We start from the raw sequence: 27,000 nt of genomic DNA, 5'->3' as shown, positions 1-27,000 counted from the left end.
TTTTTACGCAGCACGATTCATTTCCGTTGCGCAATTGTCAGCAGCACGTTCTGCTTCATACCGTGCCTTGAGTGACTTGATGGTTGCGTGGTCTGGTTCAGGCAGATAGAACTTACCAACGTGACCGCCGATCTGCATGCGGCGCAGCAAGTCGGGCAACTGCTCGCGCCGGACATCGACCGACATAAAGGCCTTGGTGCCAGAGAGCTTGAGCCGCAAGCTATCTGGGTCGGTTTTCTCGCCGACTTCGAAAATATACCCATCCGTCATCAAGCGACCGGCGCGCGACTTCGTACCCGGCATCGTCAGACGGAAGTCCCTGCCGCCGTTGAGCACTTCGAGCATGATGCCGTCACCCTTTTTCATGTCTTTGACACTCGCGTCATAGACGCGAAGGCCACCAAACATCGCGCGCGAGCGGTGATCGATGTGATCTGGGCGCAGGAATTCTTCGGCATAGGCCACGATGTCTTTCGCGTCCATGGCGATTGGCAGGGCCTTCACCTTCTCAGGCGTGATGCGCTCCTTGAGCAGCACCGCGCGCTGGCGGTTGCCCTCGGCGTCGGAGAACAGGATCGGTGAGCCCAGCGATTGCTGGCGGGCCAGCTCACATGCGCGGAAAATGTTGCCCTGCAGGACGTGGGCCCGTCGCTTCACCTTGCCGTCTTCGACATCATTGAACGGCTTGAGCGTGATCTCAACGGCCGAGCGCACAAAGGCGAATTTCTCCATGCGCTCAGGATCGATCGCACGGTGCGAATGCAGGATCAGAGTTTGACCCTGATTGAAAAGCGTCGCCAATGAGATGTCCTTGGGTTTATCGTCGCCGGGGAACACCACTTTCATCGAATACTTCGACAGCAAGAAAGCATCGTCGGGCGTGGCCGGGAAATACACCTGCGTCACAATGCCCTGCAGATCGCCTTTGAGCAGGTCGGCATAGCTCAAGCATGCGCCCGGCTTGAAATAGGCCAGATTGTTGAACAGAAACTGCTGCTTTTCCTTCGCTTTTTCAAGCTGCGGCAGCTCGTTGGCATTCATGATCGCCGCGAGACTTTGTTCCGAATCGCGCAGCTTACCCGGCAACTGTTTGCGTAGAGCATCGTCGGAGAGACTACCCAGCCGCGCCACAAAAGTGCTGATCGAACCGTTTTCATCCAAAGGCCCGTCCAACTTGTACGCACGCATGCCTGCCGTGATGGCCTCGACCAGTTCAGCCCCCCGGATCGGCTTCACGTCCTGCTCAAACTCCACCGTTACGATCTTGACTGCGTTGTCGAATGTGCTGCCAGTAGGCTCCAGCACACCGCTCATCAGCTCTTCTTCCTTAACCACCGATGCGCCCCATTCGTACACATCGACCCTGAATGGATTCTCGCCGCGCTGTTCCAGCTCTTCGATACGGTCGGAAAAACGACGACCCAGCGTGTCCAGAATTTCCTGCTGCCTCGAAACCTCGACCATCATCAGGCGTCCAAGCAGCTTGTTCACATAAGGACAGTCCTGCGAGAAGCGGCTGATGTCATCGTCATCGCCTTTTGGCAGCGAGATATCCAAACGCTCGGCCACATCCGGGTTTTCGAACAGCCATTCAAGTGCCACGCTGTCGCCCACATCATTGAGCAGGTCCAGATCGTCGCCCTCGGCGTTACCGTTCTCGCGATTACTCGTCGTATTGGCCGACAGTTTTCGCAGCTTCGCGTTGTGCATCATCGTCAGGCGCAGCTCCGCAGGCAGGCCGGAGTCCAGTGTCGTGATGACCGGATCGCATACCTGATCCTTCCGGTTGACGCGGCCCAACCACTGCAGGAACTCGGCGATGTTCGCAGCCTTCTGCAGCACGATGAAGTCACGCTGGCGGATGTCGGAATCAGCAAACCGGTCCGTTGCGTGCAGCGAGATGCCGGTCGAGCCCGACCGGGTGATGATGATCGCATCGTACTTGCCGTTCTGGAAACCAGCCACGTTCGCCACTGCGTCGGACTTCGGGTGGAATTGCGGTGCCCACTTGCCATCGACCATCGACAGCGAAGCGGTACGCCCGGAGACCTCGGAAATCGGGAAATTACGCGTCTCCAGCTCATGCTTGATTACGTCCAGAGGCATGAGCGGCAAGTCTGGGAAGTCTTGAATCAGCGCCCGCAAGTTTTGCTCGGCCAGCTCGTATTCCTCGCTCTCCGGGTACTCCGTCTTCACGTCTCCATAGCGGCCCTGCACTTTGATCTCACCAATGCGGTCCAGCATCACTTCCAGCAGTTCGCGGTACTGCGGCGGCGTTTCCAGCCGAACATCACGCAGCGCTTGACCGATCCGGGTTTGCAGCTCATCCCGGCGCACCTTCTCTTCGTCGGTGAGCGAGCCGTCTCGCTCGTCCAACTCTTCAAGCTGCTTTTCCAGCTCGTCCACACCAGCGCGGCGCGACAGCACTTGTCGCAGCAGCGATTCACCCGTGTTCTCGACCGCGATCACGGGCTTGCGACCTTCTTGCAACGCTTCGAGGCATGCGGCCACAGCCTCTTCGATCTTGATACCCAGCAGGAACTGGCGGTTCAGCGAATGCAGGCGTGAGCCGAAGTTCATGCTCGATGCGCGCATGCGCCCGCCCTTGCGTTCCGATTCCGGAATCTTCGACCAGTCCTTCTCGTATTCCTTGTTCAGCCTGTTGATCATCTTGCCGACATCACCAGCCAGATACGACATCGCAGCCAGAATCTGAGACAGCTTGTTCGCAGCGTCGATGTTGCGTTGCTGCCGCGCCTGCTCTGGAAGGCGGGTCACAAAGGTCAGCTTCGAAAAGTCATGCTCGCGCCGAATGATCACACCGTCACGTGCCATGTTCGCACTGATGGCCTCTTGCAAGGCCTCACCCCCGCCGCGCAGCGTATCGGGCAGCGACTTCAAATCGACCGATGCCGGGAACACCTTGTTGTAGATCGAGAAGTTGGTAACGCCCTTGAGCGGAGTTGCTGACGAGTAGATGACGCCCTTGCTGTTTGCAACAGCTTCACCTACAGCAGCGGAGATGTTCGAAGCACCGGAGGCAACGTGCGACTCGTCCAAGAAGAGCATCACATTCTGCTGCGATATCGCAGTGAGCAGTTGCGACTTCAGGTTCTTCGACGCGGCGCGCTGGAACTGCGAGTACGTGCCCAGAACCATGTCGGTGTCTGGGTCGATTGCCATGTCCTCCAGCGCTTTGCGGCGATCCTGCGGCGTAGTCGCCCGATACAGGATGTCAGACTCGGTGCCGTAACGCATCACGTGCACGCCATCGTTGAACATGAACAGGTTCTTGAAGATGTCGCGCGAGCCGATATCGTCGATATCGCGGAAAATATCGGTGAACAGTTCGGGCTTGATGGTCAGGAACACAGGAACCTGATCGTGCAGCTTTGCGTAGCGCATCATGCCTGCCACGAATCGCCCCTTGCCCATGCCGGTCTGGTCCGCATTGATGATGCCACGGCCCGCTTCGTTCGAACGAATGGCAAGGGCAAGTGCATCGATCTGCTCAGCACTGAAATACTGGCCGAGCTGCGCAGTGGTGTACTGGAGCTTCTTCGCCACGTAGTCATCGACCGAGCCGTGCTCGGCTTCCAGATCGTTCAGGGCCGCGTAGGTGGCACCGGCCATGTTGATCGGTATCATCCCGGAAGGCATGCCCAGCTTCGACGCCGGTTGATACGGGGTCTGGAATTCATTCACGTGTCGCTGCGGCGCAGCTTTCTGGGAAGCCGACTGCTGCAGCGCAGACTGCTCGACCTCGGCCCCGATTCCTGTACCGGCACTGGCACCGGCACCGGCACCGGCCACGGTAACGGACGGCGGATTTGCGGACGTGGTGAAAGCAGGTTCGACAGCGGCAGTGATGGCAGCAGCATCGATAGCAATGGTCTCAACGACAACCGGATCGACTACAGGATCAACAACAGGATCGGCTACAGGATCAACAACAGGATCGGCTATGGTCTCGACCGACACATCAACCGGATCGACTTCGGCGTCGGCCTCGACTTCGACCACCGGCCGGGCTGCGATCAGCGCGCGAGCCGACTCCAACATCAGGCGGGCCTGCCCGTACATGAGATCGTTCAGATTGCGGATTTTGCCGCTCAGCGCTCCGTAGCGTTCCTCGGCAGTCATCTCGCCGAAGTAGCGGTCCCTGTACTTATCGCTCACGCTCAGCAAGGCCATGGCAACCTGTTCATCGCGGCTTGCTACAAGCACGACAGACGCAGCGAGCTTCCGATTTTCTTCCATGAACCGCACGGCCATCGAATCGTCCGGAGTGACGAGATTGTAGTAGCGGCCGTTGAGGAAATCCCCTTCGTGAGCACGCGTTCCCAGAAGCGGGCGGGGTGCATTGAACACCACTGCACCTTCAGGCAAATCGTCGAACGGCTGTGTGTCGGTAATCGCCACCTGCAGCGCGTCAAGTCCCGGCAGCGGCGGCTCCGGCAGCAGCTCGACCTTACCCGCATTGGTGTAGACGATTTTCTCCATGGTGCCTCCGCCCTGCGGCGATGGCATACCGGTATTCAGACGGTAGCGGAACGCGCCAGTGCTAGTTTTGTCGGATGCGATGATCACACCTTCAACGATGCCTACCGACAGGGAATGCCCCGTGTCTTGAGCCGTGAAGCGGACGCGCTGACTGACCACAAACGGCGATACAGGCTCGACGACTTCCGCGATCTCGACGATCTCGGCCACTGGACGCGGTGCGTTGTAAGCCTCGATCACGTGCTCCGACCAGTTCCACAGGTCGTCGTAGCTCGTGAGAATCGTCAGCTTTTCCGGGACACTGACGGTGCGTGGCTGCGGCAATTTCGCGCCGATCACCACCATGCGCACGTTATAACCAGCCCCGTTTCTCGCGTAGAGACGACCATCGACTTCAACACAGCCATGAACCTCGTAATGATCGTGCAGGTAGTTCAGGAACGATTTTGCACCACCCTTGATGGTCCCATCCGAATGCGGGCTATCTGCTCCCATAATCAGAACCGAGCGACCGCCGTCTTTGCGCGCCTGCAGCGTGCGCAGCGCAATCAGATGATCGATACGGCGAACAGACGGGATTTTGTCGAAAGCCTGCGGCGAGTCCAATTGACCGAACGGCGGATTGGCGATGGTGTAGTCAAACCCATCAGGTTCGCCGAAACGCGCACGAAACGGCACCGTCGTTGCATCGCCTAATTCGGCGTGGATACGCGGGTTCGACTGCAATACCTCGACCCGCTTGCGATCCAGCTCCAGTGCATACAGTTTGATTGATTCTGGCATCAGGCCCAACAGCCCACCATTACCGCCCGTTGGCTCCAGTGCACTTTTCCCGGTGGCGTCATCATTGCCAAGCAGCAGGCGTTGAGCGACGACAGCCATCGGCAGCGGAGTCGAATATTGCTGGAGAAATACTGACTCCGCCGTACGCATGCGCGCGACAGGAAGACCGAAGTAGAGGTCGGACGCGATGCCCAAGGCTTGCTTGTCGGGCAGGGACGCTCGCGCTGCGAACGCGGCATAGGCCGATGCTTCAACCGCTTCTTGAAGGCGATGCATCTCGCCGTCCGTTGCATCGCGGCCGAATACCACATTCCCGAACTTGACCAGATCGGGCCAAGCCGCTTTACCGCCGTCAAGGATCGCGCCGAGGAAGCCATCGGCACATTCGCGCAGCTCGCGGTCATCACTGGCACGCAGGAAAATCTCCTTGCCCAGCGCGCTCCCTTCTGGCGAGCGCTCGACGACGACTTCGCTTTTCGAAGTGCGCACGAAACGGCCAGCAGGCGTCTGGTACACGTATTTGCCATCCTTGTTTCTGCCCAATACTTCGGAGCGCAGCGTGACCGCGTTCAGGTTCGCCTGAAACATCTCCAAGCACTTTGCACGAAATACCGATTCGATCTCGCTCACGGCAACTTCGATGACTGGGCACTTCGCAATGCCGAGGGCGGCAGCAATGCTGCTGGGGCGCAAAGCCTGATCGCCAGCCAGATAATAAATGCCCTTGTCAAATCGAGGCGACCCCTCGAACGGCAAAAAGCCGGTATCGCGCAGCTTGTGCGGCGCAATAGCGTTCTTCATATCGATAAGCGTCAAGCGCTCGACCCCATCGGCCATTTTGATGCTGCCAAGGTACACATCGTGTTGGGACAAATCGATCCAGCGTTGTTTTTTCATCGCGCGCTTCCGCTTATCATTTTCAAATTGAGTACATCATTCATCACGTGCTGACACGCAAACGGCCGAACCATGCAAACACATGATCCGGCCGTGGGTACAACCTAAGAGCTAACTACACCCGCGTGCATCACATGCCCGGACCTTCGTCGTCGTAGCGGTTCTCGCCCGCTTCGGCCAACGCAGGTTCCTGCTGTTCTTGAGCGACTGGTTCAGGCTGCGGCTCTTCGCCGCCGACTTCGCTCACCAGTTCGGACGACACGTCCAGTTTCGGCAGCGATTCCATCGGCAGCTCAGCCATCTTGGTCATGGTGTTTTTCGGCCACAGCGCGACAGGCGACGCGAAGACCGCGTACGGCTCGCCATCCGGGTGACGATGCACGCCGATAACGGTCTCGACGAAGCCGACCGTACGCTTGACGGTATCGTTCGCGCCGGGCTCTTCGATGGTGTAGGCCGACAGGTGTGGGCGAGCCTTGTCTTTCAGGTACGTCATGCCCGAATCGACGCCGAAGTCGATTTTTTCGGCAGCGATCACTTCGACTTCCAGTTGGCCTTCTTTCGCGCCCCAGTAGTAGTTCGTCATTTTCTCGATGACAGCAGGATCGGTCGATGTCAGCGCTGGCTGCTCTTCGCCTTTCAGACCAGCGATCACGGCGCGAACCATGTCTTTGCCTTGGGTATCGAAATCGCTGAAACCTTCCTTGCCAGACAACAGGCTTGCGATGGTGACAGCGGCATCGGATTTGACGCTGATCTCGCGGTTTTCGCCGCGTGCTTGGTCGAAGACTTGCTTAGCTTCGCGCTCCGGATAGATGCGCACGGCGGCAAATTGCTTGGCTTCGTGGAAGACACGCACGATAGCGAACGGATCGCGGGCGCGGCTGGCTTCGTCACGAATGCTCAGGGCCTTGAACAGCGCTTCATCCACATTGGTGCCATTGACGGCCGTTGCACCTTGCAGCATTTCGACGTAGGCCTTGGCCTTGACACGCTTGCCGTCAAATTCGGTGGCATCAACCAGCTTGATGTGAGCCATGCCGCTCATGATTTCAGCCGATGGATCGGTCGAGATCACTTTCGGCCAGTGGGCACGGTATTCCGTCAGGCCGTCTTCGCCCTTGGTCACTTTGAGCGCGTCGTCGAACGAAATCAGACGAATCCCGGCCTTCTTCTTGTCCGAGATGGTGTCGCGATGATTCGAATCCGAGATGTACTGGCCTTCGATCTTGTCGGCCTTCACGTCTGGACGATCTGCAACGCGCTCGGCGACGGTCGTGAGTCGGACGCGAATGGCCTCGCCCTCACCTGCCCCGCCGAAGCGAGTGCCGACCGCGTAGTGGAAGCCGTCAGCAGGGGTTTCGTACGAGTCAACCTGCATGAACAGGCGCTCAGGGCGTGGGCCCTGCTGTTTGTTCGAGGTACGTTGAGCCAGTTTCTTAGGGTCAAAAGTGTTGCTGGTAGTCATCAGATTCTCCGAAAGTCGATAAAAACGTGCCAATCGGAGTATTGCCCGGCGGCACTTAGTGCACAATAACAACCCTGAGATTTAAAGTCAATGCAACAAATCGGTTTTTTTACAACAGAATCAATGACTTAGTAAGTTTTTTGGAGTTATGGTTTTCTGCTTTTTTGATAGTTCTACACCGTTGTATTTTTCTTAGTTTCTGGTACAGTGGTATACGTTGACGGTCTATGTATCTATGGGTCACAATTCGCCAGCCACAGGCAAGATTGTATGTCAAGGACGTAGAGCAAACTTAGTAGCAGGCAGTACGAAAAGGAAAAGAAATGTCGTCCTTCGACGCAAATGATTGGGTAAGCAGCTTTACTGGTAGTGGTGGATCGCGTGCTGTTGCAGAACGCATGGCACGACGTGCGCAGGGGCTTCCTGTCGATGAGATAAAACCTGCTGTTCAGCAGCCGCAAGACCTGTTTGATTCCCCTCCTGCTTCACCCTCCCCTTCTACCGCCGTCGCAGTCAAACCTGTGCGGCCCCCAGTTGTCCGGCGCGGCCGAAAGCCGTTGCCAATGAATGCAACGCCTCCTACCCAACAAGAGTTGGACCTGTTTCAGCTCTCGATGGAAATCGACCAGAAGAACGCAAAGGAATCCGGCGATCTGGCCTTCATCGCAACATCGATGATCTACGCTTCTCTGCCTCACTCTGAAATCGAGGGTGGCATTTACAAGCGAACGAATGGCATCACATCCCTGACCATCATGAACGACCCCGCTATTGGGCTTCCATATGGCAAGATTCCCCGAATCGTTACTGCATTCCTCTGCACTGAAGCGCGCAAATATCACGAGTCGCGTGGTCCTGTTGTTCACCTCGGCAAGTCGCAGGCCGAGCTGATGCACAAGTTAGGCATGAGTGCCAATGGCGGAGTTCGCGGCAATGTGCCGCGCTTCAACGAACAGATCAAACGCCTGCTCACTTCCAATATCACCCTTATCGGCCAGCCCGGCACCGAGTTCCATTACAAGAAAGTCGATATCAGCAGCCAAGGCATGCTTCTCTGGAATCCGCACAACATCGAAGAAAAGTCACAATGGCAAACGACTTTGACGCTCTCACAGTCGTTTTTCGATGAGTGTAAAGACCACTCGGTTCCTGTCGATATGCGTGTACTCCAAGAAATGCGTTCGCCACTTGGCATCGACATCTACATCTGGCTCACCTACCGCTATAACTCCCTCAAATACAAAACGCCAATCACGTGGAAACAACTCAAATGGCAATTTGGTTCCAACTACAGTGAAACGCCGCAGGGCGAAAGCGATTTCAAAGTCAATTTCAAAAAACAGCTTCGCGCGGTTCTTGCCGTATATCGCGACGCCAAGGTAGAGCCAACGCAAGACGCGTTAATTCTCTATCCATCGAAAACCCACATTCCGCACGATCCGAGATAACATTAGCTGATAAGTGCTTATTACAGCCATTTCCTGATCAAGACTTCAAACGGACCTTCGGGTCCGTTTTGCATTCTACGGCAGTGTCTAAAGTGGCTTTCAACGAGCCCGCACCGCCATATTATTTCGCTAGTAGATTGGCGTCAGGATGAACTACTTTATAATCAGGTATTAAGAAAGTTAGCGAGCATACCCACAACAATTAATGCGATTCAAATGTGTCTTTTGTGTGCTCTTAGTATGGCATCATTGTGTGATCATTGTGACGTGCAAAAATGCCTCGTTCAAACGCCTCAAGCAGTTCGTGCAACGATCACACAGCTCAAGATTCCCTCAAAAATGTGGATAAATCTGTGATTAGCAAAGTTATTCACGCAGAAACGCTCTTAAATACAAAAAACGTGTGTAACTCATTGATTTATAAGGATTAATGTTGTTTTGGGGAAACTTTATTCACGCAGAAACACTCTTAAAGCATCGCAGAAACACTCTTAAATGTTCGCAGAAACGCTCTTGAAAAAAGTACGCAGAAACACTCAGACAGGCAGTGGCAGTGCTGGTTTCGGGCAGGTAGGCAACAGCCCCAATTAGGGTCTTCAAGTAGTTCTTCAATTAAATTTACAACTAAGGGCGGCTTCGCCTGTGGAAAGACCAGCCTGACCCCTTCGGCTTCGCCTCGGGGACAGCCGCCGCTTCGCGTCGGTCCGCTGGCTTACCACAGGCTCGGGCCACCTGCGCCGGGCCCCCGTGGGCAACGCTCCGCGTTGTCCACCGCGTCCGGCTACGAACCAATGTATATCAACACCTGAAAACCTAAACACCGGCAGAGCTGCATATAACTCCCAGCATAAAACCGATTAATCGATTACGCAGAAACACTCTTAAATCAGACTGGTATAAGATAAGTCGATTTTTAGACTATAGGAACATATCACCATTGACCGGTAAGAGTGTTTCAGCGATACTTCAGCAATACTTTGGATTGGAGAAAAAGTGGATTCATATTTCGGCGAAACGATGAATAGCTTGCGTGATGCTCAAAGCGCTGTTGATTCAGAAGCATCTAATTACTGGAATGCAGTTGAACATGCTGCAGACCTTATACGAGATCACGGTCTTATTGAACAGGATGCGATTGCACGCTGCAGCCGAATTTAGTCTGACGGGTGATGAACTGTTGCCAGTGCCTGAAGCCATTGCCAATGTAATCCGCCAACGAATCGAACAGGAACACCAAGTCAGCGACGACTACGAGCCGTAAAGTCTGGCGGATTCAACCCAGATCAACGAGAAGGGGTCGCCATTGAACGATCCCGCCCTTGCCCAAGGTAGTTGTCGCGCCCTACAAAAATAAACGCCTGTAGGCCCTGTAAACGGTTTTGACACTTCAGTCCTCACCACAAATTGCGAAGGAATCAATTGTGCAGTACGCATTACGCCAAATAAGCGATAAGAATTTTATTCTGATCGACGCTGTTGAGGATTCTGTATTGACAGAGCACGGGGATACCATCGTTGATGGCAAGCAGCCAGCCGACGATGTTTTTGAGCTGATCTACGGCGTTTACATGCCGCAACCGGGGATTGACCGTTACGAAGCTACCACCAACGCAAACGAATCGGTTGGCTACTGGCTTGGCGCGGTACAAGAAACAACCTGTCATGCGATTGGGCTCGAAGACGCTGTGTTCTATCCACCAGTTCAAATCGGGAATGCGATTCGTGTACCTTTTGCCGCATTGGTGTGCATCGGTGCTGATGCGTTAGCTAAAGTACGTACCGACAGCGTGCGCGCCCTCACCTGCTTTCTGCGTTTCCGGGAACAGATGACTCCGGCCACCAATATCCTGAACCGGCGCGGCCTATTCGCGTTCAAATCATTCGATAAGCGTCTGAGCGGCGTCTTGACCAAGAACAACTGGAAAGAATGCATCGATGAGGATCGCGTTCATCGGACGGCAGCAAAGGTTCGATGAGCTACCCAAAAACGAAAAAGCCCCGTTCGAGACGGGGCTTTTTTGTACGTATGCAGGATCAGTGCGGCGGGGTGCCGGGCATGTCTTCCATGTCCGACATTGGCAGGCCGACCAGTGATAAGGTAAATGGGAGCCGTCCGGTAGCTTCAACCGTGCTCAACAGCAGGTCGAGTTGGTGCGCGAGGTCCGCATCGGCGCGTTCCAGCAGGAACTGCATGCGCTGCAGGATCGGCATGCGCGCGCGGAGATTGTCGAACGTGATCGCAGGAGAGCGCACAAGGTCTGGGCCCAGTTCTTCTAGCATCTTCTGCACGCCGCCTTCTTCAGCCATTGTCAGCGGCATGATGCGTTTTTGCTGTGTCTGGCTCGCTGCTACCATTTCGCTACGCGCCCACATGGTTTCAGGTGCCATATTTCGGGCGACATCGAGAAAAGCAAAACCGATTGCTGCCAGCTCGGAGCGCTTCGCATAGAAGCTTACAGCGTCCCGTGCGCCCAGCTTGTTCTTGTCGTTCACCGGACGGATCGACAGCGTGACGCTATCGTGCATCGTAGGACTGGCATAACCGGTTCCTCCTTCGACACACACGGCCTTGCCATCACCGATGTTGAACCTGAAGTGTAGTTTTTCTTTTGACATGCATTCACCTAGAAAAAACGCCCCGAAGGGCGTGGTGTTGGATCAAGACCGCGCTTACCCTTGATAGTCGTCGAAACCGCCGCTGTCGCCGCCGCCGTTGCCGCCGCCGTTGCCGTTGCCGCCGCCGTTGTTGCTGCCGTTGTTGCTGCCGTTGTTGTTACCGCGATTAGCGGCCCGTGCTTCGGCTGCAGCCTTGGTGTCGAGGTATTTGATTTCTTCAACGGTAAATTCGAGCTGATACACCGTTGCGCCATCTTTTTCGTAGTCGTTGTTTTCGACACGACCAGCGATCAAGACTGGTGAACCTTTGGACAGGAACTTCGCCGCGTTTTCAGCTTGCTGCCGCCACAGGGTCCAGCGCACCCGAGTCGTGGTTTCAGTTTTTTGATCCGTCTCGCGATTTTTCGATACCTTGTTCGTGATGACAACCATCGTAGTGCGGGCGACACGGTTCTCGCCATGCCCCACATAAGTCAATTCGGGAGCTGCGGCCAGATGGCCGTATTGTTGAACTACGACATCGGACAGGGACATGGTACTTCCTTTCATTTGTAGGTAATTTTGACATCCGAGTATTTGTGACTTAACCAATTGGCCCACCCGGTGGAGGCATTAATCAGCTTTTCGCGATAGATCGCGTTGAAACGGGGAGTCTTGCTGTGATAGTTCGCAGCACGTGTCCAAAAATCCTTGTTCTGACTTCTCTTGTCGTTCAGGTGCCGGGACAGCAGGTAGCCAGCAATTTCTGCGTTGTAGCAGCCGCGCCATTGCAAGTCTGCAAGCTTGACGCCGTGCGGCTGCAGCTCACTCTTGTAGGTCGAGGTGTTGATCTGAAAGTGCGAGATATCGTAGGTCCCGTTGGTATTGCGTACGGTCTGCCCGTTCTTGCCGCCTTCCACCGTTGCAAGTGCGAGCAAGACATTAGCGGGGACCCGCACCTTTTTAGCGGCTTGAACCACGCATTCGACTGTTGCTGGACGAAAGGCGTAGAAGTCGTTCTGGGCAGCGTTCAGATCAGCCATTTGCCTTGCTTGAACCAGTAGGCGAAAGCGCCTGTTTCGAACAGATGTCCATTGGCGATTTGCCATGCACGGTACGAGCGTTTCATGCCAAAGACCCAGAACATGAAAGCGAAAGAAAACCAGTTCACCGAAAACATCAGCGGTGCATTGATGATCAAGAGACGGATAAAGTTGGCGAACGTCAAAGCTGCTGCGACGAAGAAGATGCGACAGCTCAGGCGATGCCGTTTGGCAATCAGTTCGCGCTCAGCCAGTTCAAGCTCTGTGAAAGCAGCTTTAGCCTGCTGTTGCTTCAAAAGGGCCACTGCCCCTCGAACAGCAGTAGGATTGCGCGGCTCGTACAGCGTGTATTGGCAATCCGAGCATACCCACGGGAAAAGCTGGGTTGATGCTTTCCCCGCGTTCTTGACGTTCGTGGGCGTTGCTGTGTCGCACAACAAGACGCCACGTTCGCACTCAGGGCACGATGGATTTACCGAGCGCGTCCAAAAGCCACGCAGGAACATGAACGTCTTCTTGTTCTGGTTCCAGCCGATGATGCCAAGAGGGACCGTGACGACTGCAAACTTTGCTGCCTTCCCGGCCTTGTTTATGAGACTCACAACGATTCCTTAGAACATGCCAACAATCAATTTTTGAATTTTATGTCCGAAAGGAATCATTGTCCACTTTTAACAAGTGTTTTCGTTGTTATCTAAGAGAATCTTTAACTTCCTGCTGGCAACGCTTCGCGATCTCGCTCAGTGTGATACGCATCTCGCCAACTGAGCGCGGTTGCGGCGTTGGCGGTGCCGGATACTCAGTGGTCTCTTCGATGGAACGGTGCATGGCCGTGATCCTGTCTTCTGCTTCGAACTTCTCTTCCAAGCTGGAGAAAGAGCCTTGTGCGGCCATTTCAGCATCGAGCAGCGTGTCGCGATCAGCGACGCCCATCTCGTCGTAGATGCTGTCCTCGTCCGTGTCCTCGTCCACGTCGTCCAACATCAACAGGCACGAGCGCAGGATCGGCAATGCCTTATCCTTGAACGCGTCAGCTTCCTGATTCGTCACTTGAATGAGGTTGGTCACAGAGCCCGCGTCGATCCTGATCTCACTGTCTGGATCATCGTCCACTGCTGGAGTAGCCGACGTGTATGCAGAGCCGGAGTCCTTCGGCAGCGTCATGACTTTCTCGGCCACGTTCGACAAGGCCTGCAGGATGTTCGCATCGCTTGGAATGATGTGCTGGATGTTCACATTGCCCGGAATCACAGTCACAGAAGGCACTGCGGGTGCTTCCAACGCGCCTGCAGCGGTCTCCCCTTGCCCAGCCTGAGTAGGAGCCGGTGTCGCCGCCACCGCGCTGCCACCATTGCCCGATGCCGAACCAGCAGACGTTGCGGCTGCAGAGCTGGCCGCTTGCGATTGGCCGTCCATGCCGCCGAGGAACCAGCCAAGCACGCCAAACGTCGCATCCTTGCGATCCATGATCGGGCGCTGCGCTTCGGCGTGATTGCGGTCATACATGCGATGAAAAGCCATCAATGTAGGGTCAGGCTTGATGCAGCGTTTGACCATCTCATTGAATGAGCCGTCGATCAGGCTTTTCAAGAGCGTTTCTGCGGCTTTTCGGTTCTGCGGCAAGTCTGCAGGTTCGGGCGGCTCCACAGGAATGAAGTCATTGATGCGCATTTCCTTGGGTGACTTGCTTGCCGTATAGAAGCCCATGCTACGAATGACGCGCACACCGCCAGTTTTGCCGCCCTCTTCCTTCTTACCGATGAGCAGCGTGAATTCGCCGTTTTCTTGCATGGCGAAGTCGTCATAGTCGATGCGGCTCGAACTTTCGATGTTCACATTGTCCTGCTGCGAGAACTTCTCGTTGATTGCCCCCATCTTGCGTTCAAATCCTGAGATCATCGCTTGCGATGCCTTCGCGGCAGCGCCTTGCACGCGCCGCCAAGTCTCGGACTCTTCGCCCGAGGTCAGGCGACCGATAGCGCGGACGTTCGTGTTCTCCCACGTCGCATCTGCTTCTTCAGCGCTCGATTTCTTGAGCGAAGAAAAATCTTGGGCTGCAAAAATTACTGCGAACCCCAAACTGCGTGCTTGAGCGGGTGCAACAGCGAACCCAACGACCGCGTAATAACCGTACTCATCAAGGATGGTATAGAACGGCACAATCGCGTTGGTTGGGCGCGAATCGATGATCTCTCGCACCACGCCTTCCACGCGGTTGCCGAGGCACCCTGCCATCATTTGCTTGATGTTCCCGACGATCATCTTGCCAAGCATGCGCAAGCTGTCTGGGGCCCGCTCCAGCGCGGGCAGGAGAGTAACTAGACAGCGACGGTTGATCACCACGTCGAAGAAGTCCACGTCGCCGACCTTGGACTTGAAAATGTGCCCGTAGTTGAAGGTCAGATCGTTGAAAATACGGGTTAGCTGCATGACGATGAAGCCGTGCTGCTCCAGTGTCTTCTGCTCCTGCTTTTTGATCTTCGTTTTCTGGTAGCCCGGCAGCGTCGTCAGGTACGAGCGCAGCGGTGCGACGATCACGTCGAACAGCTCTCCGTACCGGCCATTGTGTTCCCACACCAGCTCTTCAATCACGTTCAGCTCGAAGTATTCGAGATACTTTTCTGGCGACAGGTTGATGTAGCCCTTGTCCCGCAGATAGCACAGCGGACGCGTGAGCGAAGCCACGAAGCTGATAGCGCGGCCCTTCCACATATCGCCACCGCCCCCTGAGTCGTCCATCAGTGCGACGATCAGCTCGATTAACATGCCTGAAGACGTGTTCGCCATCAGGTTCATGTTGTTGGTCACTTTGTCGAACTGCTTTTCCACAAAGTCCCGGCCGGACGTGATGAAGTTGATGATGAGGATGTCGTCGTCGCGGCCCAGATATCGGGCGAGCCTGAAGATTTCTTTCTGCAGCTTCGGATCACCTTTGCCGTCCACGTAAATGAAGCCAGTGTTCTGGACGAGTGCGTTGAATACAAGGCCCAGCAAGAATTCGGTCTTGCCCGAACCAGTCGTGCCCAGAACGAGCATGTGCGTACGCAAGTCCGAGTCACCGGAGTACACCTGCTCTTTGGTCTCAAGGTCTTGAGCGAGGTATGTGATGCCGGTAGCAGGTTTCCATTCAAGCGCGCCAGTCTTCGAGTTTTTCTGGCGAGCGTACGAACCATCACCTACCTTCGAGTGCAGTGGTGCGCGGAACGGGAAGTCGAACCCCCTCCCCTTCACGTCGATGTAGCGACGCTTGTAAGCCCAAGCAGACAACAGGATCAACTCGCCGGAGAGGGGGACCTTGATCGAGACAAGCGCGATCAGCGGCAAGATGAAGAGCCCAAGCACGGCACCGTCGCCGGACTCGAACAGGTCTTTGAATTTGCGGCCGAAAAGCCGTGTGTCTTTTCGTCTGCGCTGCGCGCTGATCTCAGAAGAGCGTGAGGTTCCCTTGTACTGTGCCATGTTCTTCGCCCTCTTACCCTGCCAGTGCTGCAGTGTTGTAATAGTCGCTCAGGATGTCTTTCCCGATGCGATCAATGATCGAGCTAAATACTTCGTCATCAATAAACTCGGTCGTGCCGGACGTTTCCATTTTCAGCTTCTCGACCACAGCTTTGCAGGAGCCTGATGGGAACCGGTGCGCGAGCAGTGAGCGTGCCACGTTGCCCGGCAGCTTGGAATACAGCAGCGAGCGTAACTTGCGGTCTTCTGCCGTGGTGGACAATGCCCAGAGGCGCATCGGCCCGATAGTTGAGGTGAAGAGCTGGCTATACACCGCGTTCTTCGTCACGAACCGGGCGAGGAACGTCGCACCATGAGCGTTCGCGCCGTGAACGTAGTTAATCAGTGCCGATTCCTCCGTATCGGTCAGGCCAATGTTCTCGCGCATCCAGCGGCGGGTCTCTTCGGTTCCTGAATCGAGAATGAAGTAGCTGGTAGCGATTTTGGTCAGCTCGCCGAAGTCCGACATGAGCTGCGATGCCAGCACGATCTCAAGGTTCCATTTACGAGCTTCGCGACCGTCAGTCATGAGCGTCAGGCACAACAGCTCGTGACCGCCCGTCTTGTGCAATTCGTCCATGCAAAGGACCTTGTAGTCATCGACGATATCGGCGATCAAGCGGCTATAGTACGGCCGGTATATCGGATCGATGAAAGGCAGGTCTTCCTGCGAGAAAGCAACCTTCTTCATGAAGGCTTGGCGAGCGATCATGTACATCAAGGCGGTCTGTTTGTATGCTGCGTCCGAACCGATCAATGCAACGTCCTGAAGGTCAAGAGCCATGACGCGCGACGAGCCGATATCGAACTTGGTGTGCGTTTTGAAGATCGGATAGTCGTTGATGGCTTCGCGAATACCGATGCGGAAAACATCCGGGATCGCTGCGCCGGTATCGGTTTTGACCGGTCCGTATTCATCGACGATTTCCTTGTCTGAGGCAACGGCAACCAGATCATTGAGCGTAGGCATTGCATACCGCTGCGTGACTTCAGCTTCGTGGATCATGCCTGCACTGAACATTGCATCGACCAGCTCCCAATACGTTGTGGCTGGCATCACGTGGAAGCCGAGCTTTGCTACGGCCGCATCGACGAATGCATCGAAGTTGCGCTTATAGCGCTCCGGCTGCGCCTTCTCGTAGGTGTCGGACTTGCGTTTGTAGGCCAGATCGACCATGCGGCCAACGAAGGCAGACATGCCCACGTAGGCCTTGCCACGGCGCTCTGGCGGCGTCGCAAGTGTCGTCAAGAAGTTGACAAGGAAAGCGCGGTCGCGCGGCAGGCAGTCGCGCTTGCCCAGTGGCGTATCCATCGGGTTGATTGCGTCGGTATCGCTGTTTTGCAGACGCTTGTAAATTGCGAGGTACTTGAGCTGTTCCGGCAAATTGTCGCGCACCAAGTCGATGAAGCCGGAAGAGCTGACGCCGATATCGATGATGCCGATGTACGGCAGGCGTGTCAGGCCCGGCAGAATGCAGGCCTCCACGTTGCTGTTGTTCATAAGCACAGATTTGCCTGAGCCCGGTTTTCCCGCGTACAGCGTGATCCACGTGGTTTGTTCAGACGAGAAGCGCTGATACCACAGGATTTTGCCGTCCAGACTGCGGAAGGCGCACGAACCTGAAGGAAATGGCGACGCCGGGCGCGTCAGGGGCATCATCGAGAGCGCATCGTACAATGGAGCTGGTGCCGCGTTGCCGATGTGCTTCCACGTCAGCCCTACGGCATTGCTCTGGAATGCGACCATGGGATTGCCAGTGCGTTCAATGACAGTCGCACTGCCCCACCCTTCAAGCAAACGCCATAGCTTGGACTTGCGGAGAGTCAGTTCTTTGACGCCCTCTTCGCCGATGCTGGCCCAAGTCATCGCTGCGATACGCAGCTTGACGATGCACGCGCCATCGCGTTTTTCTTCGCTCAGCGCTTTTGCAGCGAGGTTGATGTTGCGGTTGATCTCCGATGTCATGCCCAGCAAATTGGAGAAGATCAGTTTCCATCCGAGCACACCCATACCGTCCGATTCGATCATGAATGAGACCGAGTACGGCAGGGCGCGAACTTGGCCCGCCTCGCGCGTTTCCGCGCGATTCAGGGCATTGAACAGGACGTTGAACGTTTGCGGATCGCGTGGCGGGATTTCGACGATCAGCGGCGCATACACACGATTGCCGATGCGAACAGTCGCGGGATCAGGCAACAAGGAATTCTTGCGCGCGCCGATCTCGGCGTTCGCCACCATGATCTGGCGTGGTAGCGACGGGTAAAGGATTTCAGATGCATCGCGCATGTCGCTGTTGTTCTTCCAGCGCATCGGAATGCGGGTGCCGGGAATTGCCGCGCTCCAGTTGCGAGCCGTCAAATCAGGCTGCACGCTGCGCTTCACCGCGCGCAGCATCTCGGTAACATCAATGCGCTCGATGGAGCAGCCAAACTCTGGCGATAAGAGGTCGTCACAAACTTTCGACACGTAGCCAACGTGCCGGTCATAGAGATACGAAATCGGCCGCAGAATGTTCTGCGCGGTTTTGATGGTCGGGAAATCGTGCGATTTGCGGAACTCGGCAACCTCGCTGTTTGCCATGCGCACTTCAGTTGGGTCGAGTAGTGCCGGGCGTGACCAGAACACCATATAGCATTCTTCGTCGTACACATACTGCGCGTACTTCGAGGTGTTCTCATCAATCAGATCGTGCATGTCCAACTGGACACGTTCGGCCGACAAGTGCTGCTGCTGTGCGTTCGCGTCCAGCGTCTCGCGTGCATCCAGATCACGGCGAAACACGAACTGCAGTTGGTGCCCGCGACTGCTCAGGAAAACACTCATCGACTGCTCCAGCAGGCCGATCATCCGATTGAAACGGTCCCGTGAGAGGACGGACTTGGTGCCGTGAAAACGCACGATACTCGCAAGCGAACCATCATTTGCCACGATGGTATTGCCATCGACGGTCTCAAGATCGCAGTAGTCCTCCACATCCGTTTTGAGTGCACTAAGGATTTGGAGAAGTACCCCTTCGAATTTAGCCATTGAAAGCTCCTTGAATCGTTTGCTGAAGTTGCGCTACCTTTTCCTCGATGGCGAGGTCGTCGCGCAAGACAAGCGCATCGATGGCGAGAAGGGTCCGGAAGTCGCCCTTCTGGCGTAAAAAAGTCTCGATAAAGTAGGTGTCGTCGTCGCCCATTACTGGCGAATCGTTGGTGTCGGTCGGCTGATTCAAAGTGTTCCTTCGGGGTGCGCGCGTCGCGCTTCAAGCAGCTTGTTCGCTGGAGCCATCAAGCCAATATCCGTGATCACATCCAGCGAATGGCGTAGACCGCCTTCTGGGTACATCACCACGACATTCCCCCCGCCGTAGCCCCAAACATTCAGGCCGCGTGAGTGCAGCTTTTGCGCATACGAAAGCATTGCCATGCGGTCTGCTGCACGGAACCATGCAGCAGCAGCGGTGTAGCGATGATCGTCCCGCCCTCCGCGCTTCATGGTCATGGCAGTCCAGATTTGCTCGGCTGTCAGTCCGCACGTGAAAGACAGCGCAGCGTATTCACCGCTTGGAAGCAGGCTATGTTGTGAGACCGGCGCAGATGGCGTGCCGCAAAGGAGAAGGCCGTTGTAATCGATCTCGGCCCACTCGTAGATGCGACGCCATTCGACATCGGTCAGCCAATTGCGAATTGTTCGTGCGCCGCTACCGACTGAAAAAACCTCGGCGATAGCAGGGCTGATACGCTTGACTTCGCAGCAAACCAAGAACGCTGTTTCCGATTGGGACAGCAACGATTCGATACCGCGTTTGCTCGCGGGAAGTCGGTCCTTCGCGATGTATTCCCAGTGCGTATCTGGAGGCACCGGCATTGACAGCAGCTCGCGCGCGTGGATCAAGCGATTACGGCGCAGCGTGAGCGTCTGGCCGTTGTTGAGGTAGTTGTTCGTCGCAACGGTGCGCACATACGAATGCTGAGCCGATCCTTCAAACATGCCATAAATTTCGGCCGGAAGCTGCGAACGAGGTGCATTGAGAACATAGGCGTAATCTTCATTCAGCGCTTTACTGCGTGGACGAACCCCATAGCGGTTACAGGCAAGGTCAACCGTCCGCTGGACAACTGTTGCCAATGTCGAGGCCACCACATCCGGGCTTACAAACTGGGGGTCCACTCCCAGTTCGCTGTATATGTGCCGCAGGGACGAGCGCAGATAGCCTTCGCTACGGAAATTCGGATGACTCATGAGTGTCGCCCGGTAGAACTGTTCTTCGGTCAAGTTCGTGACCCACAGAACATCGGACGACAGGTCGTGGATAGACGAGATGCGCACGGCTTGATCGCCGCCAGCAGACGCCCACCCGTTGTCGAGAGAGGCGAACGTCTTGTCGCCAATGGTGATGTTGTTCGCTGAATCGAAAAGGACGACGCCACAACGCATGTGATTATCCTTGCAGTTGGCGTGCGAACGCACCCCAGTTTTCCGATTGGAACTGAGGCCGCAAGTTCGCCGCATAGTATTCGAGCTGCCCGGCGTTGAAAGCCTCTTTCGTCGGAACGATGCGTAATGTCTCGATGCTCTTCAGGCGCTCCGCGTACAGCGTGTCGTCGCACACTGACAAGATTTCGGCGAACAGCAGCGGCGAGCTGATGTCGAGATTGAAAGCAGTTTTGAGCAGGTCAGCGCGAGCGCGAAACACCGCATAAAGACCCGTCAGACGGTCTTTCGCATTTTGGTCGCCGACCATCATCGACACGAAATACGCGCGCGTAATGTGGTTGACTTCGACTTGCGTCAGTTCCGGGATAGCAGCGATGAAACCGGCGTTACGCATGCCGCACATGCCGAGGTGGTGAACCTGATGGCACAGGTTGCAAACAGTAAGTAAATTGCTGGGTTCGTTGTTAGCGTGGTTATCGTCGAAGTGGTGCACTTCCTGATACTTAGCCGCTTTGAACGTGCAGAAACGGCAGGTATATGCATCACGCCGAAGCACATTTTCACGAGTCGGTGCAAATGCCTGATCAGCGAGGTGCGCATGGTCATCGTCCTTGCGCCACATTTGGCGTTTCACACCCAGCAGCGGCTGAAAGTCCCAGCGACCAGCAAGTGCAAGCGACGCTGGCGGCGCAGCAACTTCGATGGTGGAACCCTGAGTGATATTGGAAGTCTGTTGCATCCTCGACCTTCTGGTAAAGAGCGCGGGGCATGCCGCCCCGCACGGTGACGCGGCTTGTTAGCCGGTGACGGTGTTTTTCATGATCCACATGATGCTGCCGACGCCTGCCATGGCTCCGCCGATGAACAGGCCGACGACTGCGCTCATTGGCTTCTCGCGCTCATCCTTCGAGGCTTTCCAAAGCTGATACAGCGAGAGCGCGACGACCACAAAGCCACCGAGGGCGCAAAGTTGGATCAGCAGGCTTGCGCCTTGCTGCGAGGCCGTATTGACGTTGTTCATGATGTCGCCGACCTTCTTGCCGTTCGACGTGTCCTTGGTCAGATCGACCTGATTTACTTGCGCGGATGCAGCGCCGGAGAAAATCAGCGAAGCCATGGCTACATTGATTTTCAGGGCAGTGTTGTTCATGGTGTTTTGTGCCGATTTGATGAAGCGTTTCATGGTCCTGCTCTCCTAGTCGTGGTTGTGTTACTGCGGTAGTTAAAAAGCTGCTTTACAAGCATTTGCCACGCCGTATGGCGTGAAAATTCCAATTACGTTGTAGCCAAACGTGCAGTTCAGAACGTCTGTTACCCATTTGAAGTTCCACGCACAGATGCCGCCGATCATCCAGCCAAAGGCTTGGCCCTTGGATGCTTGGGTTTTCTGGTGCGCGATGTCGTTGAGCGTTGTCCAGCCCTTGGTCATGGATATAAAGCCAACGATCTGCATGATCCCGAGGATGGTCGCCAGTGCTGCCATTCTCTGTTCGTCGAAAGTGGCGTTGTGGGCGGTGTAGCTGAGGAATCTCGAATTTGCGTAGTCGTCAGTCAAACTGCGGGACAGGATGCCAACCATTTCCAGTGTGCTCATCGCAATGAGGCAGGCACCAGTGAACATCTGCATCAGCCCACCGCTCACTGAAAAGCGATCTCTGCCTGAGATGTACTTCAGCGAATTAGGATTCGAGACGCCGTAGAACTCGATCATTGAACTGATCGTAAGGTAGATGCCCATCAGCATCGCCACGGCTTGCAGCATCATGATGATCGGTGTGATCTGCGAACCGACGTTCGCCAAGAGCGTCATCATATCGGGCATGGTTTCTCCTATGTCTGAGTGGGTCTACTCAGTCGGCTACCGACGACATGATGACCACGCCGTTGGCCGCATCGACTGAATGCACGCGTGGGCGGGCAATGGGCAGCGGGTCGCCAGCAGTCACGCTGTCTTCAGCTCCATCAGCACCCCGAACCCAAGCACGATTACCGACAACAGCAAGTGCCTTTACTTCCTGCGGTTGTGGCGACAGGCGGCGCGGCTCGCTCGTGCGCTTGGAGGCCTCAGCAGCTTTGCTGGAAGACTGCGCATGGCTGACACGTCGCGCAGCGCGCGGAGGCTTTGTATGGCCGCTTGATGGGCTTGTCTGTGCCGATTCGCGCTTGGCTTCCACTGCCGCCAGTCGCGACTGGATCGACGCCAATTGACTGTCAATAGATGCAAGGCGGCGCGGCATATCTTGCTGACTGGCTTCTGGATAGACTGCTTGTGTTCCCAGACCCTGTGTCGCTTGAGCAGTTGGATTGCTCTCTGCAGCAGGCGTAATGGTTTGCTGCGGCGATAAAGCTGCTTGTGTTGGAGCTTGAATTGCTTGCTGACCGAGAACCGCAGGATCGTTCGGTACAGTTTGAGCTTGAGCAGGAGCATAGGTCTTGGTCACGATGCTTGGTCCTGCTTTCGTCTGGCTCATTTTCATGAAGACCACTGCGCCAATCAGGATCACGACGAGGAAGCCCCCGAAAATTCCCAGCAGCTTGCCAAACGACATATTCTTCATAGCCATTTTTCTCTCTCTTACTTTGGAAGGGTCACATCGGTGAGGAATATGACTCCAAGCCCGCGACGGGCGTTGATCGTGTATGTAGCTGGCTGATCCACTACTTTGCGCATCTCGCCCGAAGCGTTCGCGCCGACTTCGCCAAGCGCATACATGGCAATGCGACGACCGCTCACTTCATCCTGTTGGCTCACGCTCTGTCCGTTTGGAAGGATGATTACTGACCCTTGCGGTTGTGCAGCAGCCTTGCCCAGCCCGCCGAGGATTGAAGCGGTGAACAGCGCGCCATAGCGCGAAAGCGTGTGGTTGTCGATGCTATCCGCCACGCCCTGACGCGCGTCTTCCTCACGTATAGCGACTGCATTGATGGTCATTGTTGGACGGTCATCTTGGGGTGCGAGTACGGTAAAGCGAACCCCGATATTGCGAGGGCGAATTTCCACTTTGCCGATGAGCTTCGAGCCATCGTATGGGCCACCACGCACTGTTGCGAAGACTTCTGCGCCGTCGTCGGTATTCGTTTCGCCATCGGTCTCCGCGAAGATGGTCTTGCCTGCCTTGAACGCGATCTTCGCGCCGGAGTTTGCGGCGACACCAGCTCCGGGTGCTGCAGCAGTCGCAGCAGTAGGAGCGGAAGAAGCAGCATTTGCAGCTTTTACTTGTGGCATATAGCTGACGCTGCTGTAGGTGCCGGTGTTGCGGATGCTGCCTTTACCCTCGCCCAGTAGTTCGTCAACTGATTTCAGGACTCCCCGGCGCACTTCGCCAACATAAGCATCGCGTTTGCCGGTGCGCTCAGTGATCGCAGCTTGACGACGCTGTTCTTCTGCTGGGTCCACTGCCTGCCCGGCCTGTCCTGCAGGGACCGTTACTTGGACAGTTTGGGCACCGTCAGGTGACGGTACAATCGGAGCAGATGCCTGTGTTTGGCCCGGCAGTTGGCTTGGTTGCGCCGTTCCGGTAGCACCACTTTGCTGAGTGCCTGCAGGCGCGATGTTCGGGTCGAACGCGGGTTGATATGATTGTCCGGCCGCAGCAGCAGCCTGTGCTTCTATGCTGGATTGACTTGCGCGCCGCTCTGCCTCTTTAGGGCTGATGGCGTCAACGGAAACTTCAGTAGTCGGTGCGCCCGGCACATCGACTTGTGTGGTTTTTTCTGGAAGCGGGTCTTTCGGTGACAAGCCGCGAACCGCGAACGCTGTGCCAACGAGGACCACGACACCGGCGGCAATGAGGCCGAGTTTGCCCGCGCCATGGCCGAACACCGTGTTGAAGTTAGCCTTCAACTCGTCCATGCTTTTGCCTTTGCCTGCACTGCGTTTCGCAGGCTCTTCGCGCACGGTCATCTCGGTGCCGCCCTCTGTTTCATAGCCGTTATTCGAAGGCAGCGGTGAGCTAGGATCGGGGTTTTGTTGGTCGGTCGTCATAATTATTCTTCGATGAAAACAGTAGCCGCGCGTCCATTTGTCAGCAGCGTTACGCTGTTGTGACGCGAGGCGAAGCGATAAACTGCTTTGCCAGATGTGCTGCGAGCAGCGGCCAGATAGGCCGGGTACTGCGCATCAGCGTTTGTGCGCAGATACAGGTTTTCTTGGTAGAGCCAAGCTTCAGTGTTCGCAAGCCCCGACACCTTCAGGCGGCGAGCGTCCTTCGGCGGCACGCCGTCAAGGAACGCACTCAGCAGAACGTCGATGGTCGGCATCGACGTGAAACTAACGGCATCGACAGCATCCGGATTGTGGCCCGATACTTTCGCGTCAACCCGAAGATCAACTTCCTGCTGGCCCGAGGTGAGGACAAAAATTACTGGGGTAGTCAAACCCTTCAGACGGATGGACACACTTCCGTAAGCCGATGGGCTCAGCGGATCGATTGTGAGTACATTTGTTGGCTCTTGCGCCGCAGTCCCACTGCCGCCCTGCCCTTCCCGCCCATCACTGAACAGTTGCCGGTTCATGACGACCTGCTGGATGTTCCATGGTTGACCAGTTACATCAGAAAAGACAACGCTGGTAAGTTGTCCCTGTGACAAACGAAGTACGGGCGGTGAGACGCCGGGATCGAGGTTAATCGGCAGTGTGCGGGTGATCGGTTTGGCTGGTGATGCGTACGGAGTGGCCTTCTGCCGTTCTTTGCGCAGAAAAAGCTGCTTTAAGCGCTGGTACTGTGCATCGGTCAACTGAGCATCTTCAATGTCGTCGATTGAATCGCTCACGATTTCAGCTTGCTTCGGCATCGGAACGATGAGTTCAACGGGTTGTGGCTTGGCCTGCTGGCCCAAGCCGCTCTTAGGCTGCGTTGGAGCTTGCGGGGCTGGTGCCTGTTGCGCTTGCTGGTTTGGTGGCAGAGGCGGCTGAGGGGCATTTTGAGCGATGCTGGCGGTGGCAATGCCAGCGAGCAGAAGGCCGAGGTAAGGATTAAAATTTGATGCCATGCTTTACTTTCGGCGATTGGCTGGACGCAAGGTCACAGAATCGACACCATGGCCGGATGGACGAAGCGCAGACGCCTGCTCTTGCATGATCCTGACTTCGGCAATGAAATCTTGGGTGCTGGTTGGCGCAGCGCCGCCACCCATGTAGAACTCGATAGCAACCGGGACCTGAACCGTCCAAAAACGGTGCTGACCCTCAGTTCCCTCAGATTCCAGTTGTGGAGCGTTGGTTGCGAAAGCTTTCATGATCAAGCGGCCTTTAACGACCCGCTCAATGTTGCCGCTGTCGTCTAGCGACTTCAGGAATGCCTTGCGGCCCCGGTCGTTGTACCACTTTGACGTTGAACGGTTGATGGCATCCCGGTAGTTCACGTAGTCGTAGCTGTAGCTGTCGATGACGGCGTTCTTCGCGAAGTCTTCCAAAATTGCCGGGCTGACTGGTGCCGAGCTGGTGGAAGTGACTTCGCAAATAGCCCTGTTGTCCTTGGTAGGGATATAGCGATACTTTGGAAACCACCAGAAAACGGCCCCAACACCCATCACAAGCGCGGTTGACAGTACGCCAGCCGTGGCCCAGACGCGCAGGTTCTGCCGTTTCAGGTAGATGTTGTCGTCTTGAAGACGAGTGTTTTCGCGCAGGGTTGCTGCGTGCGCCGAAGCGTCGCGGTCTGAAAGGACGGCTTGGATTCGATCAGCTTCGCGCGAATCGCGACCGCCCGCTTCAGGCGTGATCTCATTACTTGACATTGATAATTTCCCCGGTGGCCCCATCCAAAATGCAAGACAGGCTGGTGCCGTCGTTAAAGATGGCGTTCTCGAAATTTCCGCTATACAGGAACCAGCCCACGATCAGGATGACGAGGGTGAGCACTGTAAAGACATACATCTCCCCAGCAAAGGCGAGTGCCCGAAGAATCCAGTTGTAACGACGCAGGGCGCGGATATCTTCAATTTCCGCGCCCTGCCCCCACGAACTGCCATTTGATTCGACTGCCATTTTTTCGAGTTCGATGATGTAAATTTGTCTGGAATGTAGAAAAAGCGTAATAGCCAAATTTTGACAGCAGCAGTGCAGATGTGCAAGAGATTTGTTTCCATAGGACATCTGTCTTGTTTGCTAGAAATTTCGAGTGACATCGCGCGCGCAAAAAATGCCCATTTGCAACGCGAAAATTGCATGGGCGCACTTAATGCTTCGGGCGGGATATCACTGTGGTGCGAAGTCGGCTACAGGATGCTTCTAAGCCGTGATCAATACGCTTACAGTGTGTGAACAGATGGGTTAGAGAATGACATCAACGGGTCTGCCTGATGCCACTCATGGGGATACTATGAGGCTAATGTGGGATG

The 27,000-nt window shown here is 55.6% G+C and carries 21 protein-coding genes; 3 read left to right on the top strand and 18 right to left on the bottom strand.

The features are described from left to right. Window positions 1-3: 3 nt before the first annotated feature. Window positions 4-6,183 carry a strawberry notch C-terminal domain-containing protein gene (locus RCH14_RS22480; RefSeq protein ID WP_343028330.1) on the bottom strand — a complete coding sequence of 2,060 codons (6,180 nt, stop codon included), beginning with the start codon at window positions 6,181-6,183 and terminating at the stop codon, window positions 4-6. 130 nt (window positions 6,184-6,313) lie between these two features. After that, window positions 6,314-7,651: a hypothetical protein gene (locus RCH14_RS22475; RefSeq protein WP_343028329.1), complete on the bottom strand. Its 1,338-nt coding sequence runs from the start codon at window positions 7,649-7,651 to the stop codon at window positions 6,314-6,316. A 323-nt stretch (window positions 7,652-7,974) separates the two neighbouring features. On the opposite strand from RCH14_RS22475, the gene RCH14_RS22470 reads away from it, so the two are divergent. The 3 genes from RCH14_RS22470 (at window position 7,975) to RCH14_RS22460 (ending at window position 11,075) form a co-directional block, all read left to right on the top strand. After that, window positions 7,975-9,099, top strand: coding sequence for a replication protein RepA (locus RCH14_RS22470; protein ID WP_343028328.1), 1,125 nt, complete (start codon window positions 7,975-7,977; stop codon window positions 9,097-9,099). Window positions 9,100-10,129: 1,030 nt separating this feature from the next. Further along, on the top strand, window positions 10,130-10,360 hold the full coding sequence (locus RCH14_RS22465) for a hypothetical protein (protein WP_343028327.1): 231 nt from the start codon (window positions 10,130-10,132) through the stop codon (window positions 10,358-10,360). 160 nt (window positions 10,361-10,520) lie between these two features. Further along, entirely contained in the window at window positions 10,521-11,075 is a 555-nt protein-coding gene (locus tag RCH14_RS22460; protein WP_343028326.1) for a hypothetical protein, read from the top strand. 58 nt (window positions 11,076-11,133) lie between these two features. Here the strand turns inward: RCH14_RS22460 and RCH14_RS22455 are convergent, their stop codons facing one another. From RCH14_RS22455 to RCH14_RS22380, 16 genes are all read right to left on the bottom strand, one after another. Next, window positions 11,134-11,715, bottom strand: a complete 582-nt coding sequence (locus RCH14_RS22455; protein ID WP_343028325.1) for a hypothetical protein — start codon at window positions 11,713-11,715, stop codon at window positions 11,134-11,136. A 54-nt stretch (window positions 11,716-11,769) separates the two neighbouring features. Beyond that, complete coding sequence (locus tag RCH14_RS22450; RefSeq protein WP_343028324.1) at window positions 11,770-12,249, bottom strand: single-stranded DNA-binding protein; 480 nt, start codon at window positions 12,247-12,249, stop codon at window positions 11,770-11,772. Between the two features lie 11 nt (window positions 12,250-12,260). Further along, window positions 12,261-12,737, bottom strand: coding sequence for a lytic transglycosylase, catalytic (locus RCH14_RS22445; protein ID WP_343028323.1), 477 nt, complete (start codon window positions 12,735-12,737; stop codon window positions 12,261-12,263). Then, entirely contained in the window at window positions 12,725-13,339 is a 615-nt protein-coding gene (locus tag RCH14_RS22440; protein WP_343028322.1) for a hypothetical protein, read from the bottom strand. The genes RCH14_RS22445 and RCH14_RS22440 overlap by 13 nt, the downstream gene beginning before the upstream one ends. 88 nt (window positions 13,340-13,427) lie before the next feature. Next, entirely contained in the window at window positions 13,428-16,196 is a 2,769-nt protein-coding gene (locus RCH14_RS22435; protein WP_343028321.1) for an FtsK/SpoIIIE domain-containing protein, read from the bottom strand. A gap of 13 nt (window positions 16,197-16,209) precedes the next feature. Continuing rightward, window positions 16,210-19,263 (bottom strand): IcmB protein, encoded by a 3,054-nt coding sequence (locus RCH14_RS22430; protein WP_343028320.1) that lies wholly within the window; start codon window positions 19,261-19,263, stop codon window positions 16,210-16,212. Next, entirely contained in the window at window positions 19,256-19,453 is a 198-nt protein-coding gene (locus tag RCH14_RS22425) for a hypothetical protein (protein WP_343028319.1), read from the bottom strand. The genes RCH14_RS22430 and RCH14_RS22425 overlap by 8 nt, the downstream gene beginning before the upstream one ends. Further along, the gene (locus RCH14_RS22420) at window positions 19,450-20,658 is read right to left on the bottom strand and encodes a hypothetical protein (protein ID WP_343028318.1); all 1,209 of its coding nucleotides are present in this window, start codon (window positions 20,656-20,658) and stop codon (window positions 19,450-19,452) included. Before RCH14_RS22420 ends, RCH14_RS22425 begins: the two co-directional genes overlap by 4 nt. 4 nt (window positions 20,659-20,662) lie before the next feature. Further along, on the bottom strand, window positions 20,663-21,397 hold the full coding sequence (gene icmJ, locus RCH14_RS22415; protein ID WP_343028317.1) for a type IVB secretion system protein IcmJDotN: 735 nt from the start codon (window positions 21,395-21,397) through the stop codon (window positions 20,663-20,665). A 57-nt stretch (window positions 21,398-21,454) separates the two neighbouring features. After that, window positions 21,455-21,841 carry a hypothetical protein gene (locus RCH14_RS22410; protein ID WP_343028316.1) on the bottom strand — a complete coding sequence of 129 codons (387 nt, stop codon included), beginning with the start codon at window positions 21,839-21,841 and terminating at the stop codon, window positions 21,455-21,457. Between the two features lie 39 nt (window positions 21,842-21,880). Beyond that, the gene (locus RCH14_RS22405) at window positions 21,881-22,480 is read right to left on the bottom strand and encodes a hypothetical protein (protein WP_343028315.1); all 600 of its coding nucleotides are present in this window, start codon (window positions 22,478-22,480) and stop codon (window positions 21,881-21,883) included. Between the two features lie 28 nt (window positions 22,481-22,508). Continuing rightward, complete coding sequence (locus RCH14_RS22400) at window positions 22,509-23,222, bottom strand: hypothetical protein (protein ID WP_343028314.1); 714 nt, start codon at window positions 23,220-23,222, stop codon at window positions 22,509-22,511. A gap of 11 nt (window positions 23,223-23,233) precedes the next feature. Further along, window positions 23,234-24,643 (bottom strand): DotG/IcmE/VirB10 family protein, encoded by a 1,410-nt coding sequence (locus RCH14_RS22395; RefSeq protein ID WP_343028313.1) that lies wholly within the window; start codon window positions 24,641-24,643, stop codon window positions 23,234-23,236. A gap of 2 nt (window positions 24,644-24,645) precedes the next feature. Beyond that, the gene (locus RCH14_RS22390) at window positions 24,646-25,650 is read right to left on the bottom strand and encodes a DotH/IcmK family type IV secretion protein (RefSeq protein ID WP_343028312.1); all 1,005 of its coding nucleotides are present in this window, start codon (window positions 25,648-25,650) and stop codon (window positions 24,646-24,648) included. Between the two features lie 3 nt (window positions 25,651-25,653). Beyond that, entirely contained in the window at window positions 25,654-26,397 is a 744-nt protein-coding gene (locus RCH14_RS22385) for a DotI/IcmL family type IV secretion protein (protein ID WP_343028311.1), read from the bottom strand. Continuing rightward, the gene (locus tag RCH14_RS22380; RefSeq protein ID WP_343028310.1) at window positions 26,387-26,755 is read right to left on the bottom strand and encodes a hypothetical protein; all 369 of its coding nucleotides are present in this window, start codon (window positions 26,753-26,755) and stop codon (window positions 26,387-26,389) included. The genes RCH14_RS22385 and RCH14_RS22380 overlap by 11 nt, the downstream gene beginning before the upstream one ends. Window positions 26,756-27,000 lie beyond the last annotated feature (245 nt).

It is taken from the genome of Massilia sp. MP_M2 (genome assembly GCF_039123635.1).
GTDB lineage: Bacteria > Pseudomonadota > Gammaproteobacteria > Burkholderiales > Burkholderiaceae_D > Telluria.
Note: the sequence above shows the minus strand (reverse complement) of the source record. Positions and strands in the feature narration are given on the sequence as shown.

Excerpts from the sequence above, each read along its gene's own strand:
- RCH14_RS22475 (WP_343028329.1), bottom strand. The coding sequence starts at position 7,651 with ATGACTACCAGCAACACTTTTGACCCTAAGAAACTGGCTCAACGTACC.
- RCH14_RS22400 (WP_343028314.1), bottom strand. The coding sequence starts at position 23,222 with ATGGCTATGAAGAATATGTCGTTTGGCAAGCTGCTGGGAATTTTCGGG.
- RCH14_RS22405 (WP_343028315.1), bottom strand. The coding sequence starts at position 22,480 with ATGCCCGATATGATGACGCTCTTGGCGAACGTCGGTTCGCAGATCACA.
- RCH14_RS22445 (WP_343028323.1), bottom strand. The coding sequence starts at position 12,737 with ATGGCTGATCTGAACGCTGCCCAGAACGACTTCTACGCCTTTCGTCCA.
- RCH14_RS22430 (WP_343028320.1), bottom strand. The coding sequence starts at position 19,263 with ATGGCTAAATTCGAAGGGGTACTTCTCCAAATCCTTAGTGCACTCAAA.
- RCH14_RS22395 (WP_343028313.1), bottom strand. The coding sequence starts at position 24,643 with ATGACGACCGACCAACAAAACCCCGATCCTAGCTCACCGCTGCCTTCG.
- RCH14_RS22455 (WP_343028325.1), bottom strand. The coding sequence starts at position 11,715 with ATGTCAAAAGAAAAACTACACTTCAGGTTCAACATCGGTGATGGCAAG.
- RCH14_RS22410 (WP_343028316.1), bottom strand. The coding sequence starts at position 21,841 with ATGAAACGCTTCATCAAATCGGCACAAAACACCATGAACAACACTGCC.
- RCH14_RS22385 (WP_343028311.1), bottom strand. The coding sequence starts at position 26,397 with ATGTCAAGTAATGAGATCACGCCTGAAGCGGGCGGTCGCGATTCGCGC.
- RCH14_RS22380 (WP_343028310.1), bottom strand. The coding sequence starts at position 26,755 with ATGTCCTATGGAAACAAATCTCTTGCACATCTGCACTGCTGCTGTCAA.
- RCH14_RS22450 (WP_343028324.1), bottom strand. The coding sequence starts at position 12,249 with ATGTCCCTGTCCGATGTCGTAGTTCAACAATACGGCCATCTGGCCGCA.
- RCH14_RS22420 (WP_343028318.1), bottom strand. The coding sequence starts at position 20,658 with ATGCGTTGTGGCGTCGTCCTTTTCGATTCAGCGAACAACATCACCATT.
- RCH14_RS22470 (WP_343028328.1), top strand. The coding sequence starts at position 7,975 with ATGTCGTCCTTCGACGCAAATGATTGGGTAAGCAGCTTTACTGGTAGT.
- RCH14_RS22390 (WP_343028312.1), bottom strand. The coding sequence starts at position 25,650 with ATGGCATCAAATTTTAATCCTTACCTCGGCCTTCTGCTCGCTGGCATT.
- RCH14_RS22435 (WP_343028321.1), bottom strand. The coding sequence starts at position 16,196 with ATGGCACAGTACAAGGGAACCTCACGCTCTTCTGAGATCAGCGCGCAG.
- icmJ (WP_343028317.1), bottom strand. The coding sequence starts at position 21,397 with ATGCAACAGACTTCCAATATCACTCAGGGTTCCACCATCGAAGTTGCT.
- RCH14_RS22480 (WP_343028330.1), bottom strand. The coding sequence starts at position 6,183 with ATGAAAAAACAACGCTGGATCGATTTGTCCCAACACGATGTGTACCTT.